At 45.6% G+C, this 18,837-nt stretch carries 18 protein-coding genes; 9 read left to right on the top strand and 9 right to left on the bottom strand.

Annotation, left to right across the window (positions count from 1 at the left end; translation table 11 throughout):
- Positions 1–14 precede the first annotated feature (14 nt).
- Positions 15–872, bottom strand: coding sequence for an SDR family oxidoreductase (locus C1T29_RS06420; protein ID WP_014663440.1), 858 nt, complete (start codon positions 870–872; stop codon positions 15–17).
- Between the two features lie 111 nt (positions 873–983).
- Between C1T29_RS06420 and C1T29_RS06415 the strand changes: the two genes are divergently transcribed.
- The 6 genes from C1T29_RS06415 to phoE all read left to right on the top strand — a co-directional run bounded on the left by C1T29_RS06415 (position 984) and on the right by phoE (position 7,833).
- Complete coding sequence (locus C1T29_RS06415; protein WP_103748941.1) at positions 984–2,513, top strand: FAD-dependent oxidoreductase; 1,530 nt, start codon at positions 984–986, stop codon at positions 2,511–2,513.
- Between the two features lie 138 nt (positions 2,514–2,651).
- Positions 2,652–3,950 carry a heme-based aerotactic transducer HemAT gene (gene hemAT, locus C1T29_RS06410; protein WP_103748942.1) on the top strand — a complete coding sequence of 433 codons (1,299 nt, stop codon included), beginning with the start codon at positions 2,652–2,654 and terminating at the stop codon, positions 3,948–3,950.
- Between the two features lie 133 nt (positions 3,951–4,083).
- On the top strand, positions 4,084–4,644 hold the full coding sequence (locus C1T29_RS06405) for a biotin transporter BioY (protein WP_071582268.1): 561 nt from the start codon (positions 4,084–4,086) through the stop codon (positions 4,642–4,644).
- Positions 4,645–4,650: 6 nt separating this feature from the next.
- Positions 4,651–6,090 carry an acyl-CoA synthetase gene (locus tag C1T29_RS06400; protein ID WP_095432683.1) on the top strand — a complete coding sequence of 480 codons (1,440 nt, stop codon included), beginning with the start codon at positions 4,651–4,653 and terminating at the stop codon, positions 6,088–6,090.
- Positions 6,087–7,181, top strand: a complete 1,095-nt coding sequence (locus C1T29_RS06395; RefSeq protein WP_103748943.1) for an acetyl-CoA C-acyltransferase — start codon at positions 6,087–6,089, stop codon at positions 7,179–7,181. Before C1T29_RS06400 ends, C1T29_RS06395 begins: the two co-directional genes overlap by 4 nt.
- 70 nt (positions 7,182–7,251) lie before the next feature.
- Positions 7,252–7,833, top strand: coding sequence for a phosphatase PhoE (gene phoE / locus C1T29_RS06390; protein ID WP_040083533.1), 582 nt, complete (start codon positions 7,252–7,254; stop codon positions 7,831–7,833).
- A 227-nt stretch (positions 7,834–8,060) separates the two neighbouring features.
- Here the strand turns inward: phoE and C1T29_RS06385 are convergent, their stop codons facing one another.
- The 3 genes from C1T29_RS06385 to C1T29_RS06375 form a co-directional block, all read right to left on the bottom strand.
- The gene (locus C1T29_RS06385; protein ID WP_103748944.1) at positions 8,061–9,032 is read right to left on the bottom strand and encodes an ABC transporter substrate-binding protein; all 972 of its coding nucleotides are present in this window, start codon (positions 9,030–9,032) and stop codon (positions 8,061–8,063) included.
- Between the two features lie 241 nt (positions 9,033–9,273).
- Entirely contained in the window at positions 9,274–10,266 is a 993-nt protein-coding gene (locus C1T29_RS06380) for an NADPH:quinone oxidoreductase family protein (protein WP_103748945.1), read from the bottom strand.
- A gap of 71 nt (positions 10,267–10,337) precedes the next feature.
- Positions 10,338–10,787 (bottom strand): GNAT family N-acetyltransferase, encoded by a 450-nt coding sequence (locus C1T29_RS06375; RefSeq protein WP_103748946.1) that lies wholly within the window; start codon positions 10,785–10,787, stop codon positions 10,338–10,340.
- Positions 10,788–11,229: 442 nt separating this feature from the next.
- Here C1T29_RS06375 and aprE point away from each other — a divergent pair, with 442 nt between their 5' ends.
- Positions 11,230–12,375, top strand: coding sequence for a subtilisin AprE (aprE, locus tag C1T29_RS06370; RefSeq protein WP_014663429.1), 1,146 nt, complete (start codon positions 11,230–11,232; stop codon positions 12,373–12,375).
- A gap of 38 nt (positions 12,376–12,413) precedes the next feature.
- On the opposite strand, the gene C1T29_RS06365 is transcribed toward aprE, so the two are convergent.
- Positions 12,414–13,706, bottom strand: a complete 1,293-nt coding sequence (locus C1T29_RS06365) for a M48 family metallopeptidase (RefSeq protein ID WP_103748947.1) — start codon at positions 13,704–13,706, stop codon at positions 12,414–12,416.
- Between the two features lie 148 nt (positions 13,707–13,854).
- On the opposite strand from C1T29_RS06365, the gene C1T29_RS06360 reads away from it, so the two are divergent.
- Positions 13,855–14,250 carry a YhfM domain-containing protein gene (locus tag C1T29_RS06360; RefSeq protein WP_071582275.1) on the top strand — a complete coding sequence of 132 codons (396 nt, stop codon included), beginning with the start codon at positions 13,855–13,857 and terminating at the stop codon, positions 14,248–14,250.
- Positions 14,251–14,288: 38 nt separating this feature from the next.
- Here the strand turns inward: C1T29_RS06360 and lcfB are convergent, their stop codons facing one another.
- The 4 genes from lcfB to C1T29_RS06340 form a co-directional block, all read right to left on the bottom strand.
- Complete coding sequence (gene lcfB / locus C1T29_RS06355) at positions 14,289–15,830, bottom strand: long-chain-fatty-acid--CoA ligase LcfB (protein WP_071582276.1); 1,542 nt, start codon at positions 15,828–15,830, stop codon at positions 14,289–14,291.
- Positions 15,831–15,947: 117 nt separating this feature from the next.
- Positions 15,948–16,592, bottom strand: a complete 645-nt coding sequence (locus C1T29_RS06350; RefSeq protein WP_071582277.1) for an SDR family oxidoreductase — start codon at positions 16,590–16,592, stop codon at positions 15,948–15,950.
- Positions 16,593–16,656: 64 nt separating this feature from the next.
- On the bottom strand, positions 16,657–17,652 hold the full coding sequence (gene lplJ / locus C1T29_RS06345; RefSeq protein WP_014663424.1) for a lipoate--protein ligase: 996 nt from the start codon (positions 17,650–17,652) through the stop codon (positions 16,657–16,659).
- 12 nt (positions 17,653–17,664) lie between these two features.
- A complete protein-coding gene (locus C1T29_RS06340; protein WP_003233185.1) occupies positions 17,665–18,399 on the bottom strand; it encodes an MBL fold metallo-hydrolase in 735 nt (244 codons plus the stop codon).
- Positions 18,400–18,556: 157 nt separating this feature from the next.
- Between C1T29_RS06340 and yhfH the strand changes: the two genes are divergently transcribed.
- Positions 18,557–18,694 carry a protein YhfH gene (gene yhfH, locus C1T29_RS06335; RefSeq protein WP_052438181.1) on the top strand — a complete coding sequence of 46 codons (138 nt, stop codon included), beginning with the start codon at positions 18,557–18,559 and terminating at the stop codon, positions 18,692–18,694.
- The last annotated feature ends 143 nt before the right edge of the window (positions 18,695–18,837 follow it).

The following is an 18,837-nucleotide window of genomic DNA, read 5'->3' as shown; positions in this document are numbered from 1 at the left end:
GGATTGGCTTTTTATTATCCATTCACAATTGTTCCGCCATTGACGTGAATCGTCTGTCCTGTGACATATGTGGAATCGTCGCTGGCTAGGTATAAATAGCTTGGCGCCACTTCGACCGGCTGTCCCGGGCGCTCCATCGGCACGTCTGAACCAAACACTTCCACGTCTTTTGCGGCAAAGCTGGCCGGGATAAGCGGTGTCCAAATGGGACCCGGTGCCACCGCATTGACCCGTATGCCCTGCTGAACAAGCGACTGGGAAAGGGATCTTGTAAACGTAACGATCGCTCCTTTTGTCGCTGAATAATCGATCAGCGTTTTATTGCCTTTATAGGCTGTAATTGAGGCGGTATTAATGATAGAGCTCCCTTTTTTTAAATGAGGCAGCACTGCCTTTGTTAAGTAAAACATGGAAAAAATGTTTGTTTGGAAGGTTCTGAGCAGCTGGTGGCTGGTGATTTTTTCAATGCTGGGCTGGACATGCTGCTCAGCTGCATTGTTAACCAATATATCAATGGATGGAAACGCTTGGCTTGCCCGCCCGACTACATCATTGCAAAACGCTTCATCCCCGACATCTCCTGCAATCAGCAGGCATTTTACCCCTTCCTTTTCTACATACTGCTTTGTTTCCTCGGCGTCCTGATGTTCATTCAAATATACAATGACCACATTAGCCCCTTCTTTTGCGAATAACACCGATACAGCGCGTCCAATTCCGCTGTCTCCTCCAGTAATAATAGCCGTTTTGCCCTCTAATTTTTTCGCTTTCTTCGGCTTATCAAAAACCGGACGCGGGTCCATGAGATATTCAAAACCAGGCTGCTGGTTCTGGTGCTGAGGCGGTAATGTTTTCTTTTTTTGATTCGCCAATGAAATCACTCCTTTTCAACCTTATTATGTTATGAACAATGCCTGCTTCCTATGTATGAAAAGATAGAATATGGAAAAATTAAGAATAAATCTGATTGGAGGTATAACGGCTTGGCTAATCAACATTTTGCAAAGGAAGCACCTGAAACATACTGGAAAACATCAACTGACCTGCCTTCTTTTCCTGCGCTTCAAGAGGACACTGAATGTGACGTCACCATTATCGGAGGCGGGATTACAGGCATTACAACGGCATATGAACTTACGAAAAGAGGCTTCCGTGTTGTCTTGATTGAAGCAAATCAGGTTCTCAACGGGACCACTGCCCACACAACGGCTAAAGTTACCGCACAGCATGACATGATATACGACGAATTTATCCGCAATTTCGGATTAAACCATGCGAGGCTTTATTATGAAGCAAACCAAAATGCAATTGATTACATAAAAGGAATTGTGGATGAACATCAAATTGACTGTGAATGGGTTGAGCAAGACGCATATCTTTACACAGCAAATGAAAATGCTGTTCAAAAAATCCGTACTGAGCATGAGGCATACACAAAACTCGGAATTGAAAGAGACCTTATCAAGGATCTTCCGATTCCTGTAGGTTCTAAGCTGGCGCTTGTCATGAAGAATCAAGCTCAATTTCATCCGCTGCAATACTTAAAAGCGCTTCTGGAGCAAATTGTTCAAAAAGGCGGCCGAATTTATGAAGAGACCGTTGCGCTTGATATCAAAAAAGGCGAAAGGCCCGAAGTGATAACAAAAAGCCAGCACGCCATTAAGAGCCGCTTTGTCATATGCTGTTCCCACTTCCCTTTTTATGACGGAGGCGGATTATATGCTGCGAGAATGTATTCTGACAGATCTTATGTCCTCGCCATCAAGCCGAAGATCGAGTATCCCGAGGGCATGTATTTGAGTATCGATCAGCCGTCAGTGGCCCTTCGCTATACGGTTGCAAACGGTGAAAAGCTGATTCTCTTTAGTGGAGTAAGCCATAAAACAGGCCAGGGAAAAGACATGTCCACACATTATGAAACACTGAGACAACTGGCCGAAAGCACCATCGGCATCGAAAGCATCCCATATTATTGGTCCACCCAAGATCTTGTGACGATCGACAAAATCCCGTTTATCGGGCCGATGTCGGAAAATGAGGACAATATTCTGGTAGCGACCGGGTTCAAAAAATGGGGCATGACTGCATCGGGGGTCGCAGCCACTTTATTATCGGACCTTGTAGAGAAAAAAGATAATCCTTACGAAAGCATTTTCACACCGTCCCGGTTCCATCTGAATCCCGGTTTGCAGAAAGTGATTTCCTACAATGCCGATGTCGCCAAGCATTTAATTAAAGGAAAGCTTGAAAAGCCTGATGTCCAATTTGAAGACATTGCGCCTGGAGAAGGAAAAGCCGTTACCATAAACGGCAGGCGGGCGGGTGCATTTCGGGATGAGGCAGGCTGCCTCCATCTCGTTGATACAACCTGTACCCATTTAGGCTGCGAGGTCGAGTGGAACGACAGCGAGCTTACATGGGATTGTCCGTGCCACGGATCACGCTTTAAGCCTTCTGGCGAAGTTGTAGAGGGTCCGGCCATTAAACCATTAAAGCAAATAGATCTCGATTAAACCGTTCATTTTAATGAACGGTTTTTCAAATATTTTTCATCTGCAGCTTCATTCATGTTTCCCTTGGCCGATAAAAAAGTAAAAGGCTTAAAAAGCCAAAAAGTAAAAATTATATTTTTCCCAAGGGGGATCATTGTATTGTTATTTAAAAAAGAGAGAAAACAAGAAACTGCTTACTTTTCTGATTCAAATGGACAGCAAAAAAACCGCATCCAGCTCACAAACAAACATGAAGATGTCAAAAAACAGCTCAAAATGGTCAGGCTGGGAGATGCTGAGCTTTACGTGTTGGAGCAGCTTCAGCCATTAATTCAAGAAAATATCGTATTCATCGTCGATGCGTTTTATAAAAACCTTGACCATGAAAGCTCATTGATGGATATCATTAATGATCACAGCTCAGTTGACCGTTTAAAACAAACGTTAAAACGGCATATTCAGGAAATGTTTGCAGGCGTTATCGATGATGGATTCATTGAAAAGCGAAACCGAATCGCCTCTATCCATTTAAAAATCGGCCTTCTGCCAAAATGGTATATGGGCGCGTTTCAAGAACTACTTTTGTCAATGATTGACATTTACGAAGCTTCCATTACAAATCAGCAAGAACTGCTGAAAGCCATTAAAGCGACAACAAAAATCTTGAACTTAGAACAGCAGCTTGTCCTTGAAGCATTTCAAAGCGAGTACAGCCAGACCCGTGATGAACAAGAAGAAAAGAAAAACCTTCTTCATCAGAAAATTCAAGAAACCTCTGGATCGATTGCCAATCTGTTTTCAGAAACAAGCAGATCCGTTCAAGAGCTTGTGGACAAATCTGAAGGCATTTCTCAAGCATCCAAAGCCGGCACGGTGACATCCAGCACTGTTGAAGAAAAGTCGATCGGCGGGAAAAAAGAGCTAGAAGTCCAGCAAAAACAGATGAACAAAATTGACACAAGCCTTGTCCAAATCGAAAAAGAAATGGTTAAGCTGGATGAAATCGCGCAGCAAATTGAAAAAATCTTCGGCATCGTCACAGGCATAGCTGAACAAACAAACCTTCTCTCGCTCAATGCCTCCATTGAATCCGCCCGCGCCGGAGAACACGGCAAAGGCTTTGCTGTCGTGGCAAATGAAGTGCGGAAGCTTTCTGAGGACACGAAAAAAACCGTCTCTACTGTGTCTGAGCTTGTGAATAATACGAATACACAAATCAACATTGTATCGAAGCATATCAAGGACGTGAATGAGCTAGTCAGCGAAAGTAAAGAAAAAATGACACAAATTAACCGCTTATTCGATGAAATCGTCCACAGCATGAAAATCAGCAAAGAGCAATCAGGCAAAATCGACGTCGATCTGCAGGCCTTTCTTGGAGGGCTTCAGGAAGTCAGCCGCGCCGTTTCCCATGTGGCCGCTTCCGTTGATTCGCTTGTCATCCTGACAGAAGAATAATCATTATAACCGGCCTGCCATACGGCCGGTTTTTCTGCGTTCATAATGTAAACTTAATTTAAAAATAAGTTGACATAATAATAGCCTGCATTTATTGTATAACCATATTTGATTACTGTTTGGAGGATTCACAATGCTGAAATTAATCGACATGATGCATATTGCTATTTTCACCGCACTGATGGCAGTGCTCGGCTTTATCCCCCCTCTCTTCTTATCCTTTACACCCGTTCCGATTACATTGCAAACGCTTGGTGTCATGCTGGCAGGCAGCATCCTCAAGCCAAAGTCTGCTTTCTTAAGCCAGCTTGTCTTTTTGCTCCTCGTCGCCTTCGGAGCGCCGCTGTTGCCTGGCGGACGAGGCGGTTTTGGTGTGTTTTTCGGACCGAGCGCAGGTTTTTTGATCGCTTATCCCCTCGCTTCATGGCTGATCAGTTTAGCCGCTAACAGACTGCGAAAGGTGACAGTAGCGCGTCTCTTTTTCACACATCTCGCATTCGGCATTATCTTTATTTATTTGCTTGGTATACCGGTACAAGCTTTTATGATGCATATTGATTTGTCACAGGCCGCCTTCATGAGTCTTGCATATGTGCCCGGTGATTTGATAAAAGCGGCTGTATCTGCATTCCTGGCAATAAAAATCACTCAAGCCTTGTCTCTTTCTGATACGATGTTTACAAAAGGAGGATGACACTGCATGACAATTACTCATACCTATTCATCTACTGCCGAAACATCGCCCGGCCGTGTAGCGATCCTAACTGAATCGGAGCAAATCACGTACCAAGATTGGGATCGGCTTGTCTCCCAAACCGCCAATTGGCTGCGGTCACAGCCAAGCATGCCGAATCGTGTGGCATTTTTGCTCCCAAATAGTCTGGCGTTTTTACAGCTGTTTGCCGGAGCCGCAGCGGCTGGATGCACGGCCATTCCCCTCGACACACGCTGGAGCCCGGCTGAATGTATGGAGAGGCTATCCATAAGCGATGCGGATCTAGTGGTTACTTCAGCCTTTTACAAAAACAAACTGATACATAGCAAGACACCCGTTGTTTTGCTGGATAACTGTATGGCAAATATTGAAGAGGAATCCGCTGCTCCCTTACCTATCATTGACCCGGAGCACCCCTTTTACATGGGATTCACGTCAGGCTCGACAGGAAAACCAAAGGCCTTTACGCGCTCTCACCGCTCATGGATAGAGAGCTTTACCTGTACAGAAACAGATTTTTCGATCTCATCAGATGACACGGTATTGATTCCCGGAACGTTAATATCCTCTCACTTTTTATATGGGGCAGTCAGCACTTTATATCTCGGGGGAACGGTTTGTTTGCTGAATAAGTTTTCTCCTGCCCAGACAAAGGAATGGCTGAACCGTGAAGCCGTCAGTGTTCTTTATACCGTACCTACAATGACAGACGCACTCACCCGGATCGAGGGCTTTCCCGACAGCCCTCTTAAAATCATTTCATCTGGTGCAGACTGGCCGGCAGAATCCAAGAAAAAGCTTGCCGCTATATGGCCCCATCTCAGGCTGTACGATTTTTACGGCACTTCAGAGCTTAGTTTTGTGACGTTTTCTTCACCGGAAGACAGCAAACGGAAGCCGCATTCAGCCGGCCGCCCTTTTCATAATGTCCAGATCGAAATCCGCGGCGCCAAAGGAGAACGCTGCCAGCCAGGAGAAATCGGAAAAATATTTGTCAAAAGCCCGATGCGGTTTTCCGGCTATGTGAACGGCAGCACACCAGATGAATGGATGACAGTGGATGATATGGGCTGCGTTGATGAGGAAGGCTTTCTATACATATCAGGAAGAGAAAACGGGATGATCGTGTACGGAGGATTAAATATTTTCCCAGAAGAAGTTGAACGTGTGCTACTCTCCTGCCCAGAGGTTGAAAACGCGGCTGTCGTTGGAATGCCGGACGAGTATTGGGGAGAAATCGCTGTAGCTGTCATTCGTGGAAGCGCTAATGCCAGAAAGCTGAAAGCCTGGTGTAAACAGAAATTAGCCTCCTATAAAATCCCGAAAAAATGGGTGTTTGCAGACAGCTTGCCGGAAACGAGCAGCGGAAAAATTGCCCGTTCCAGAGTGAAGAAATGGCTGGAAGAGGGTGTACAGTATAAATGAATGCGGTTATTGTTGATGCAAAACGAACGATCTTCGGAAAACAAAATGGATTGCTGAAGCCTTTCCTGCCAGAGGATTTGGCGGCTCCCATCATCCGTTGTCTCAGCCGAAAGCTAGAGGATCAAATTGACGAGGTCTTTCTCGGAAACGCTACCGGCAGAGGCGGAAACCTCGCCAGACTGTCAGCCCTTCAAGCCGGACTGCCTCTATCGGTTCCCGGGATGACAATTGACAGACAGTGCGGTTCAGGCCTTGAAGCCGTACGCTATGCCTGCAGCCTCATTCAAGCGGGAGCCGGGGCGATGTATATCGCGGGCGGCTCAGAAAGCAGCAGCCAATCCCCTTTTTCAGAACGGGCCCGCTTTTCTCCAGATGCGATCGGCGATCCCGACATGGGCATTGCCGCAGAATATACGGCGGCACGCTATTCCATCAGCAGAAGCATGCAGGATGAGTACGCGCTTCTCAGCCATCAACGCAGCAGGAACGCGCATGATGAAGGATTCTACCGTGAAGAAATTGTTGCTCTCGGGGAATTGGAGACGGACGAAGCATTTTTGAAGACGCGGCCGATAAAAGCAATTATTCCCCGTGCAAAGCCGGTTTTCGACATCAGCTCCGGAACAGTTACAGCAGCTAACAGCAGCGGCATAGCAGACGGAGCAGCCGCTCTTTTAGTAATGGAAGAGGAAAAAGCGGCAGCTCTCGGACTTAAGCCTGTGCTTCGGTTTATCGGCAGCGCTGTCAGCGGTATTCACCCCAACTATCCGCCCGCGGCACCGGTTGATGCGATCCGACAGCTCTTACATACACACGATGTAACCCCTGATGATATCGATTTATTTGAAATCAATGAAGCCTTTGCCGTCAAAATTTGTGTCTGCTCGCAAGAACTCGGCATTCCCTTTTCAAAAATCAATGTGCGCGGCGGCGCATTAGCTCTTGGCCATCCATACGGTGCATCAGGTGCAGCTCTGGTAACCAGATTGTTTTATGAAGCGAAAAGACGGACAGACTGTCAATATGCGGTTGCAGCCATCGGAAGCGGCGGCGGAATCGGACTGGCTTTATTATTTGAAGTGCTTGCATAGGCTTTTTCATAGGACGCACGCTTTCGATTTAGTATAATAGCAATATGAATAAAGTCAGGAAGGGGATTTTATGACAGCCGTTTGTTTAGTAAGACATGGAGAAACCGATTGGAACCTGCAGCAAAAATGCCAAGGCAAAACCGATATCCCGCTAAACGCAACAGGTGAACGCCAAGCAAGAGAAACCGGAGAATATGTAAAGGACTTTTCTTGGGATATTATTGTGACGAGCCCGCTGAAAAGAGCGAAAAGAACCGCGGAAATTATTAATGAATATCTGCATCTTCCGATTGTCGAGATGGATGATTTTAAGGAACGCGATTACGGCGACGCGGAGGGCATGCCGCTGGAGGAGCGGACAAAGCGCTATCCGGATAACATCTATCCGAATATGGAAACCCTAGAAGAACTCACTGACAGACTGATGGGCGGGTTGGCAAAAGTGAACCAAGCGTATCCAGACAAGAAGGTGCTGATCGTGGCGCACGGTGCGGCAATTCACGCCCTGCTGACGGAGATATCCGGCGGTGACCCTGAGCTTAAAAGCACTCGCCTCGTAAACGCCTGCCTCAGCAACATTGAATTTGCAGAAGAAAAATGGCGGATTAAAGACTATAATATCAACAGCCACTTATCCGGCTTTATCAAATAAGAAAAAGACAGGCGTCAGCCTGTCTTAGATTGTTGATAAAATCATAAAATGGTTTTCATTTTATGATTATGTCATCTATTCAGCGTGATTGAAAACCCTTGAAGTCTAGGAAGGACGAGCATAGGAGCGGAGCGAATGTTCTAATTCGTGAGCACCGAAGCGCAGTCCTGACAACGAATGCGAGGGTTTGTCGACACGCTGAGACAGGCGTCAGCCTGTCTTTTCTTTTATTTCTTATCAGCCGGCATCTCTTTCTGAAGCTCGTCCAAAATGGCATTCGCCCCATCTACACTGCGGCGCAGAGACCACACTGCACGGTCCACGTGGTATACATGCCCGTTTTTCACTGCCTTCAGCTTTTTCCAGAGGACATTCTTTTCGATCAGGCGTTTCCCGTCGGCGTCGAGGTCATCTGTTTTTCCTGTCATCAGGATGATCACATCCGGATCTGTTTTCAGCAGCTGCTCCAGTGTCATTTTCATATTCACGGAGTCGCCGCCATTGCTTGAATCGCTATTGCCTGACGTACTGATTGCATATCGATAGCCGACCTGTGTTAAAAGTCTTGATGTAAAGAAGTTTTCATCCCTGGCCATAATCGTATCATTTGTATTTCCGATCAAAAGCACGGACTGGCTGTTCGCGCTGATTTTCTGCTTTGTGTCGCTAAGCTTTTCTTCATGCGCCGTCAGCTTTTTCTCCATTTCCTTCTCCTTGCCGACTGCTTTTGCAATCGTAAGGGAAGCGTCAATTGTATCCTGATAATCGGCATTTAAATTATTAAGCGCAATCGTCGGCGCGATTTTTTTCAGCTGATCGTACACCTTCTTATGCCGGGTCGTGTCAGCAATAATCAAATCGGGGTTTAATGAAGCGATTTTTTCCATGCTTGGCTGTGAGCGAGTGCCGACAGATGTGTAGCCGTCAATTTTCTTCAGCACATCCTTGTTGATCAGCTGCTTCGCTTTGTTGTCATCGGCAACCCCGACAGGCGTAATGCCGAGATCAAGCAGTGTGTCGATAAAACCAAGCTCAAGAACAACAACCCGCTTCGGATGCTCAGGCACATTCGCCTTTCCTAAATCATGTGTTATCGCCACTTTATGTTCTTTGCTGTTTTGATTGCCGCTTGAAGACGAGCAAGCAGCCGTTAAGACAGAAAGAAGTAAAACTGTAAGAATAATCAGTGTTTTTTTCATAGTTCCAGTCTCTCCTGTTAGCAGTTTCTATGATTAAGATGTCCAAGAGTAGTATAACACGGAATGAGAATCATTATCACCAATTATTTTTCAAATGAGAAAAGAAAGTTCCGCTTTCCAGGTCAATCTTGTTTCTTTAACATAGCGCAAACAAGAAACGGAAGATTGTTTCGGGGCACAGCTTAACACCCTGTCCACAAAAAAGCTTGCAGAAACATGCATTCCCTGCAAGCTGATCCTGTTAAAGCTTCACTATCACTCTTCCTTGAATGCGATTTTGCAAAATCTCTTTTAATGCAGCAGGCGTTTCTTCCAATGAGACTTCCCTATCCACAATGGTCAGCAGCTGATCAGGCTTGAGATCAGAAGCCATGCGCTCCCAAACAGCGGATCTGACGTCCATCGGACAGTATACTGAATCGATCCCGAGCAGGCTTACTCCGCGAAGAATAAAAGGATACACCGTTGCAGGAACTTCTCCTCCTCCGGTTAAGCCGCTCACCGCGACAGCTCCGCCATATTGAATTTTGCTTAAAAGCGAGGCAAGCTGTTTTCCCCCGACTGGATCAACCGCTCCCTGCCATTGCTGCTTGGACAGCGCCTTAAGCGTTCCGTCATAGACATCTTCCCTGCTGATTACTTCGCTTGCACCGAGCTGTTTCAAATAATCAGCCGCCTCCCGGTTTCCGGTGCTTGCCACCACATCATAGCCCCGCTTGTTCAGCATCGATACCGCAATTCCGCCGACACCGCCGGTTGCTCCTGTGACTAGCACACTGCCTTTTTCTGGAGACAGGCCGTTCTGTTCAAGCCGATGCACTGATAACGCCGCAGTAAACCCCGCCGTTCCGTACACCATCACTTCTTTTAACGAAAGATTCCGTGGCAAAGGCACCAGCCAGTCACCGGGCACCGAAGCGTATTCACTTAATCCGCCATCACGGGAGACACCGAGCTCATAGCTTGTCGCGATCACCTCATCCCCCTCTGCAAAACGCGGATCATTGGAAGAGACGACCGTACCCGCAGCATCAATGCCTAAAATAAGCGGATACTCTCTGACGATATTGCCTCCTGCTTTTCCGGCCAGACCATCTTTGTAATTAATGCCGGAATAAGCAACTTTAATCAGGACACCATCCTTCGGCAAATCCTCTGTTGATATGGTTTTCACTTGGACTGAAACATCATCGGCATTTTTTTCTGCCTGCAATGCTTGAAATAACGTTGACATTCGGCACACTCCTTTTCATTTATATCGTAACCGAAGAACGTTCCAAAAACCAAATCATCAAGCCGCCATTTTCACTTCGCCGGCACATTGAGATGGTAGTGGACAAATGCGGTATCCTCTTCATAGCCATTTTGCTCATACAAGCTTCTTGCCTTCCGGTTGTGGTGCTCAGTTTGAAGCGTTAAACTTTTTGCCCCGTTTTCCGCTGCATAATCCTTTGCGGCCAAAAGCAACTGGCTGCCGGCTCCCTTTGTACGCGCATGAGGAGCAACAAATAAGTCATTTAATATGTAGATTCTTTTCATTGACACAGAAGAAAACGCGGGATAGAGCTGGAAAAAGCCTATGAGCTCTCCATTTTCTTCTGCTATCAAAATAATAGACTCGTGATTTTTCAAACGCGCTTTCAAAAAAGCCTCCGCCCCTTGCAAATCGGATGCCTGTCTATAAAATTCCCGATATTGGTTAAACAGCGGCGCGATGGCTGCCGCATCTGAAATCTTTGCTTGGCGAATGTTCATCTCAGTTCTTCCTCCCTCTCAATCATTTTTTCATTCTATCCCTAATCAAATTTTTCTGTAAAGTTTATTTTTCAGAATACTTTTATCATCATACATTGAAAAAATATCACGATAATATCCATTGTTCTCACGGAAACATATGCAGGTCATTCGAACGAATTTTTTCGACAGGAATTTGCCGGGACTCAGGAGCATTTAACCTGAAAAAGCATGACATTTCGGCATAATGAACATTTACTCATGTCTATTTTCGTTTTTTTCTGTATGAAAATAGTTATTTCGAGTCTCTACGGAAATAGCGAGAGATGATATACCTAAATAGAGATAAAATCATCTCAAAAAAATGGGTCTACTAAAATATTATTCCATCTATTACAATAAATTCACAGAATAGTCTTTTTAGTAAGTCTACTCTGAATTTTTTAAAAGGAGAGGGTAAAGAGTGAGAAACAAAAAATTGTGGATCAGCTTGTTGTTTGCGTTAACGTTAATCTTTACGATGGCGTTCAGCAACATGTCTGCGCAGGCTGCCGGAAAAAGCAGTACAGAAAAGAAATACATTGTCGGATTTAAACAGACAATGAGTGCCATGAGCTCCGCCAAGAAAAAGGATGTTATTTCTGAGAAAGGCGGAAAAGTTCAAAAGCAGTTTAAGTATGTTAACGCAGCCACAGCAACATTGGATGAAAAAGCTGTAAAAGAATTAAAACAAGATCCGAGTGTTGCATATGTGGAAGAAGATCATATTGCACATGAATATGCGCAATCTGTTCCTTACGGCATTTCCCAAATTAAAGCGCCGGCTCTTCACTCTCAAGGCTACACAGGCTCTAACGTAAAAGTAGCTGTTATCGACAGCGGAATTGACTCTTCTCATCCTGACTTAAACGTCAGAGGCGGAGCAAGCTTCGTACCTTCTGAAACAAACCCATACCAGGACGGCAGTTCTCACGGTACGCACGTAGCCGGTACGATTGCCGCTCTTAATAACTCAATCGGTGTTCTCGGCGTAGCGCCAAGCGCATCATTATATGCGGTAAAAGTTCTTGATTCAACAGGAAGCGGCCAATACAGCTGGATTATTAACGGCATTGAATGGGCCATTTCCAACAATATGGATGTTATCAACATGAGCCTTGGCGGACCTTCTGGTTCTACAGCGCTGAAAACAGTTGTTGATAAAGCCGTTTCCAGCGGTATTGTGGTTGCTGCCGCAGCCGGAAACGAAGGCTCGTCCGGAAGCTCAAGCACAGTCGGCTATCCTGCGAAATATCCTTCTACCATCGCGGTAGGTGCGGTAAACAGCAGCAACCAAAGAGCTTCATTCTCAAGCGCAGGTTCTGAGCTTGATGTGATGGCTCCTGGCGTATCTATCCAAAGCACACTTCCTGGAGGCACTTACGGTGCTTACAACGGAACGTCAATGGCGACTCCTCACGTTGCCGGAGCAGCAGCGTTAATTCTTTCTAAGCACCCGACTTGGACAAACGCGCAAGTCCGTGATCGTTTAGAAAGCACTGCAACATACCTTGGAAGCTCTTTCTACTATGGAAAAGGGTTAATCAACGTAGAAGCAGCTGCCCAATAATATCAAAAAGAAGCAGGTTCCTCCATACCTGCTTCTTTTTATTTGCCATTATCCTGTTCTGTGGCAGGATGTTCCGGCGTTTTCTCTTCTTTCTCCGCATGTTGAATCCGTTCCATGATCGAAGGGTGGCTGCCTCTGAAAATCTTCACAAGCACCGGAGGATCAACCTGGCTCAGCCCCGTCACGGCCAAATCCTGAAACGTTTTAACAGCGGCTTCTCTGTTCTCTGTCAACTCGATCCCATACTGGTCAGCCTTATTCTCCTGATAACGCGAGACAGCATTAGAAAAAGGCGAAATCGCAAAGCTCAAAACAGAAAACAAAAGCAATAACAGCGGAAGTGCCGCAAGATCATGCCGCCCTTCTAAATGAAACATGCTGCGGGTTAGGCGCACTGTCCGCTTGTATAGCTTATCAATAACATAAAATCCGGCGAGCGACACGAGCAAATAGCCAGCCAGGCCGATGTAAACGTGCTTCATGACATAATGGCCCATTTCGTGGCCCATTATAAACAGAATCTCTGAATCGTCAAGTTTGTTCAGCGTCGTATCCCATAATACAATCCGTTTATTGGTCCCTATTCCCGTAACATAGGCATTCAACGCATTTGTTTTTTCCGACATGTTCACTTCATATACATGATCAGCCGGAATATTAGCTTCTTCTGCCAGCTCTAAAATTTTGCTTTCAAGCTCTTTATTTTTCAGCGGATAAAAATCATTGTATAAAGGATCGATAATGACCGGCTGAATAAAAAACAGAAAAAGCGAAAACGGCACTGTTAACAGCCAGGCGTATAACCACCATTTTTTTTCATGCCTTTTGATCAGCCAATAAAACACGAGAACGCAAAGCGCAAAGATTGGAAAGCTGATCCAAAAGCTGATAACCTGATCCTTAGCCCAGCTGGCCGTAGTCTGTGTGGAAATGTTGTAGTCAAGTGACACTTGATAGCCTATCCAATCTAAAGGCAGCGTCACCAATGTGGTAATCAGCGAAAGTACAAATACAAAACCAACGATCTGCAAAAATCGAAAAGGCACGGCCGCTTCCATCCATTTCTTGATTTTCTTTGAAACGCCGCTGACCAGCAAAACAAAAAACAGAAACCAATCAAGAGGTACCCCGATAAAAAATAAAAAATTCTTGATATTTGAATACTGCTCGGCCACCGCCAAATCAGACGGCTTCATGAAAGAAGCCGGATCAGCCTGCGTCCCTTTCACAGCTTCCGGTATTGCGGAATCACCGGACAGGAAGAAATACCAATAAAAAAACAGCCCGTACAGCACGTAAGCAAGCCCTGCTGCCGCAATCCATTTGCGCATAACACCTCACTCCTCACATCAACCCGTTACTTCTATTGTAATCATAAATTCAAATTCTTAGAACCAAGCAGTGTTCCGCACTTTTCCATCCTTTTAAGCATGGAAAGCCCGATCGCTGGGAAAACTAACAATGTTTGGAGTGATGTAAATGAAAAAAATAGTGGCAGCCATCGTGGTAATCGGTCTTGTGTTTATTGCATTTTTCTATCTTTACAGCCGGTCAGGCGATGTGTATCAATCGGTAGACGCGGATTTGATCACACTGTCTTCAAGCGGCCAGGAAGATATTAAGATTGAAAAAAGGCAGCACGTCAAAGATATGCTGGACATTATGAATCAGGGAAAACAGGTGAAGCAAGAAAAAACATCAGCCCCTGATTACGAAGGGACAATCAAGTTTCATAAAGACCGGTACGACTCATTCAGGCTATGGATTGACGGCAGCCAGCAAGCCGTATTTTTGAAGGATGGCACATACTACAAATTAAGCAAAAACGATACAAAGGCGCTGCTAAACATTATGAAAAAAGAAGCAAAGGATTGAAAATGAAAAAGCGAAGCTAGCTGCTTCGCTTTTTCATTTTATTGAGGCAAAATATCTCTTAGCGCCCGTCTGAGCATTTTCCCCGTCGCATTTTTCGGAATGTCGTCAAGAAACGTAATGGCGGCAGGCCGCTTGTATTTCGCCAGATGCTTTTCACAGTGCTGCATGATGTCCTCTTCTGTTATGCCAGAACGTTTCGGTACCACATATCCCTTTACCGCTTCCCCGCTTTGGGCGTCCGGCACGCCGATGACAACGGCCTCCTTGACGTCCGGGTGTCTGTACAGCACCTCCTCCACTTCCCGCGGATACACATTGTATCCTCCTACAATGATCATGTCTTTTTTCCGGTCAACAATGTAAAAATAGCCGTCCTCATCCCGTCTTGCCAAGTCCCCCGTATAAAGCCAACCATCTTTTAACGCATGCTCTGTTTCCATCGGCATTTTATAGTAGCCCTTCATCACATTGGGTCCTTTTACGATCAATTCGCCGACCTGGTGAGCGGGCAGCTCGCGTCCGAGCGGATCTACGACCTTGTTTTCGACATGTAAGATACTTGTCCCGATGGAGCCCGGCTTTCTGCCCCTGTCAAACGGGTTAAAGCATGTGACAGGTGATGCTTCCGAGAGCCCGTAGCCTTCCAAAATGGTAACGCCGAATTTTTCTTCAAATGCCGTCAGCAATGCGACTGGCATGGCCGCTCCCCCCGAAATGCAAAGCCGGATGGAAGAAAAATCATCCTCTTTTCCATTCTCATGCTGAAACAAGTAATTATACATCGTAGGAACACCGGCAAAAATGGTCGCCTGCTGCTGCTTAACAAGTTTAAAAACAGATGCCGGACTGAATTGAGGCTCAATCAAGACAGTTGCGCCGCTCATCAGCGGTGCATTCATGCAGACAGTTAAACAAAACACGTGAAACATGGGAAGAGCACAAACCACATTGTCCTTCTCATCCATTCCCAAATAACCTGCGACATCGTTGGCATTGCTGTACAAATTCTGATGAGTCAGCATTGCGCCTTTCGGTTTTCCAGTCGTTCCTGACGTATATAAAATAACCGCGGTATCATCAGGAGCAAGCTCTTGGTTTTGTTTAGCGGCAGATGTCGGCCGCACTATTTTTGCAAACGTTGTCATTTTCATCCTGACCTCTGGGTCCGCGGCTTCCGGCTCAGCCTCTCCCGTATGGCATAAAATGACGAGCTCAACCTTTGGCAGCGATTCATGCATGCTCTCATAAAGCGGCAAAAGCTGGCTAACGCCCACGATCGCCTTTACATCGCCATTTGTCAGCATATAACCAATTTCTGTCGGCGTGTACAACGGATTGATGGGAACAACCACGATCCCGGCTTTTAAAGCACCAAAAAACGCGATGATAAAATCAGGCGAGTTGCCAAGCAGCAAAGCTAGATGGTCCCCTTTCTCCATACCGGCTTCCTGAAGGCCGTCCGCAAATCGCTGAATTTGTTCATTCAGCTCTTGATACGTCATCATGTGATCCTTAAACCTGCATGCGATGCTGTCGGGCTTCTCAGATGCTGTTTCTTCCAATTTTGAAACAAGATTCATTCTCCCACCCCTTAAAGTGAATGAATAGTCATTCATTATTGAAGCCAAGCTTTCTCCTCCATTATAGAGAAACAGAAAAAAACACTCAAGAGCAAAAAGCCCCGAGTGTCAGTTCAGTCATAGTTTCTTCAATGCTTCGGCAATCGGCGTATCTCCTTCTGTCAGATCAAAGGCCCGATTTTCCGTATTGTTTTCATCTAAAGAGGCAATGACCGTTTTTGCAACGTCATCACGGGAAATATAACCCCGCTCCAGATCCTTCGCAGCTGAAACAGTTCCCGTTCCAGGCTCGTTGCGAAGGCCTCCCGGACGGATAATCGTATAGGTTAAACCGCTTGCTTCCAAAATTTTATCGGCATAATGCTTGGCCACATAATAAGGTTTGAGTGCCTCATTCCAATTTTCACGGTTATGGGCTTGAAGGGCGCTGACCATAATAAACCTTTTGATTCCGGCAATGTCCGCCGCTTCAATGGCTTTTGCCGCTCCATCAAGATCCACCAGCAGCGTTTTATCATAGCCTGTGCTGCCGCCGGAACCCGCTGTGAAAATGATGGCGTCGCAGCCTTTTGCCGCGGCGGCGATTTCTTCGGGGCTGCCCTCCAGATTCGCAAGCACAGCTTCTGCACCGGCAGCTTCGAGAGACGCTTTCTGTTCTTCTTTTCTGACCATCGCTCTAATGGAATGATCAGGATGATCCCGGAATAAAGAGACGAGTCTTTGCCCGATTTGTCCGTTCGCTCCGATTAAAAACACTTTCATCTGAATCCCTCCTGCCTCCATTCTTTCAAACACACAACCGCTCTTTCAAACGAAGTGCTTTGCCTTAATAAATCAGATCAAGGAAATCCTCTTTCGTAATGTTCCCAAAGTAATGCTTGAGATTCACATCTTCGAGCACCTCAGCGATGACACTCCGTTCGTATTGTTTTCCGACCAGCAGGTTTTCAATATCAGATACATCACCGACACCGAAGAAATCTCCGAAGATTTTGCAGTCCTCAATTTTGCCTTTCTTGACTTCCAGGCGCAAATCGATCGACCCAACCGGATAACGTTTCGAATGATTAAGGTTAAATTTCGGTGAGCGGCCGTAGTTCCAATCCCAATTCTGATAGCGCTCTTTCGAAATTTGATGGATGGTCTCCCAATCTTTTTCTGTCAGCTTATACTCCGGCACGTTTCCAATGTCGTTTGTGTTAAAAATATGGCGAAGCAAATGGCTGCGGAATTCTTCGGTGGTCATTTTATCATCGAGAAACTCACTGATGTTTGCCACTCGGCTTCTGATCGATTTGATGCCTTTTGATTCAATTTTATCCTTTTTCACCTTTAATGCTGACACAACATGATCAATGGCTGAATCAAACATGAGGGTGCCGTGGCTGAAAATACGGCCTTTCGTTGCAAACTGGGCGTTTCCGGATATTTTCCGGCCATCCACTACAATGTCGTTCCGGCCGCTTAATTCCGCTTCAACCCCGAGTTGATGTAACGCCTGAATCACCGGCTCAGTGAACTTTTTAAAGTTATGAAAGCTGTCCCCGTCATCCTTGGTGATAAAGCTGAAGTTCAAGTTCCCCAGATCATGGTACACAGCGCCCCCGCCTGATAAACGGCGGACGACGATAATCCCGTTTTCCTCTACATATTTTGTATTGATTTCTTCTATTGTATTTTGGTTTTTCCCAATGATAATAGACGGTTGATTCACATAAAAAAGCAAATACTGCTGTTCAGGGTCTAAATGCTTGACACAGTACTCCTCGATAGCAAGATTGATCCGCGGATCATTGATATTTTGATTGTCTATAAATAACATGGTGCTCCTCCTTTATCCTTCCCACACAAAACCTGATTTCGCAATATTCACTTCACCGTTAAAAACGGTTTTCGCTTCTTTGCGAAGATTGTCATGCACGCCAAAATGCGGCAAATGTGTCAGCAGCAGCTCTCCAGCCCCGGCTTCTTTTGCAATGCGTCCGGCTTCCAGGCTGTTCATATGGCCTGCGCTTGTCCCGTCTTGATCCGCATAAAAATTACATTCTGAGATCAGCAAATCAGCATCTTTCGAAAACGGAATAAATGAATCCTGATAGCTGGAATCAGCAGTATAAACGACAGTGTGGCTGCCGTCAGTAATCCGCATGGCATAACACGTCACCGGGTGAATCGTTTTTAAAAATGTGATCGTAAACGGACCGGCAGTCAGCGGCTGATCCGGCTGATAGGCAATGCCTTTCGTATGTGTTTTATATGTAAGCTTTTGAAACTGTTCTATATCAGCATCATGTCCGTAAATCGGAAGCGTATGCTCTCCTTTGCCGAGAAACGAACCGACTTGCTTGGCAAATTGCAGCGGCCCGATATCAGCAATATGGTCATGGTGATAATGAGACAGAACGACCGCATCCAGCTTTTCCGCCGGCACATAGCCGAACAGCTTAGACAATACGGCACTGCCGCAATCGACAAGCAGAGAGTAATCACCTGACTGAAATAAATAGCCTGACGTCGCTTCATTTGCGGCCGGGAAACCGCCATAGCATCCGATAACTGTAACTTTCATAATGTCCTCCTATCTTTTCAAGAAAATTGTTCCTCCTTCAATATACCCATTTTTCTTGAAAAAAGCATGTTTTAAATATTGTATCAAAACAGTTATTGATTTTTACAATCTGTTATATTACAATGAAGTCACTACAAAGGGGAAAGAGGGATTGGTTATGCTGGGAAAAATCACAGAATTTTTTAGAAACCTGCCTTCGAAAAAGTGCGCGGAATGCGGAAAAAAGATAGAAGAGCAGCATGAGTGCTATGGTAATATCTGCAATAACTGCATAAAAGTAAATGATTTGTCATAAGCAAAAATCCCACGCCCTGCGCGTGGGATTTTCTTATTTATTCACACATATCTTAATTTTGAAATAATAGTCAGGTTAGGTCAAAGCTCACCCGATTTTAGATAATTCTGGTGATTATCGCGCCATCACTGAATATTCTTTAT

The organism is Bacillus sp. MBGLi79, assembly GCF_002953915.1.
The sequence above is the reverse complement of the archived record's forward strand: the minus strand, read 5'-3'. Positions and strand labels throughout refer to the sequence as shown.

Excerpts from the sequence above, each read along its gene's own strand:
- C1T29_RS06405 (WP_071582268.1), top strand. The coding sequence starts at position 4,084 with ATGCTGAAATTAATCGACATGATGCATATTGCTATTTTCACCGCACTG.
- C1T29_RS06400 (WP_095432683.1), top strand. The coding sequence starts at position 4,651 with ATGACAATTACTCATACCTATTCATCTACTGCCGAAACATCGCCCGGC.
- C1T29_RS06395 (WP_103748943.1), top strand. The coding sequence starts at position 6,087 with ATGAATGCGGTTATTGTTGATGCAAAACGAACGATCTTCGGAAAACAA.
- phoE (WP_040083533.1), top strand. The coding sequence starts at position 7,252 with ATGACAGCCGTTTGTTTAGTAAGACATGGAGAAACCGATTGGAACCTG.
- C1T29_RS06385 (WP_103748944.1), bottom strand. The coding sequence starts at position 9,032 with ATGAAAAAAACACTGATTATTCTTACAGTTTTACTTCTTTCTGTCTTA.
- C1T29_RS06380 (WP_103748945.1), bottom strand. The coding sequence starts at position 10,266 with ATGTCAACGTTATTTCAAGCATTGCAGGCAGAAAAAAATGCCGATGAT.
- C1T29_RS06375 (WP_103748946.1), bottom strand. The coding sequence starts at position 10,787 with ATGAACATTCGCCAAGCAAAGATTTCAGATGCGGCAGCCATCGCGCCG.
- C1T29_RS06365 (WP_103748947.1), bottom strand. The coding sequence starts at position 13,706 with ATGCGCAAATGGATTGCGGCAGCAGGGCTTGCTTACGTGCTGTACGGG.
- C1T29_RS06360 (WP_071582275.1), top strand. The coding sequence starts at position 13,855 with ATGAAAAAAATAGTGGCAGCCATCGTGGTAATCGGTCTTGTGTTTATT.
- lcfB (WP_071582276.1), bottom strand. The coding sequence starts at position 15,830 with ATGAATCTTGTTTCAAAATTGGAAGAAACAGCATCTGAGAAGCCCGAC.
- C1T29_RS06350 (WP_071582277.1), bottom strand. The coding sequence starts at position 16,592 with ATGAAAGTGTTTTTAATCGGAGCGAACGGACAAATCGGGCAAAGACTC.
- lplJ (WP_014663424.1), bottom strand. The coding sequence starts at position 17,652 with ATGTTATTTATAGACAATCAAAATATCAATGATCCGCGGATCAATCTT.
- C1T29_RS06340 (WP_003233185.1), bottom strand. The coding sequence starts at position 18,399 with ATGAAAGTTACAGTTATCGGATGCTATGGCGGTTTCCCGGCCGCAAAT.
- yhfH (WP_052438181.1), top strand. The coding sequence starts at position 18,557 with ATGCTGGGAAAAATCACAGAATTTTTTAGAAACCTGCCTTCGAAAAAG.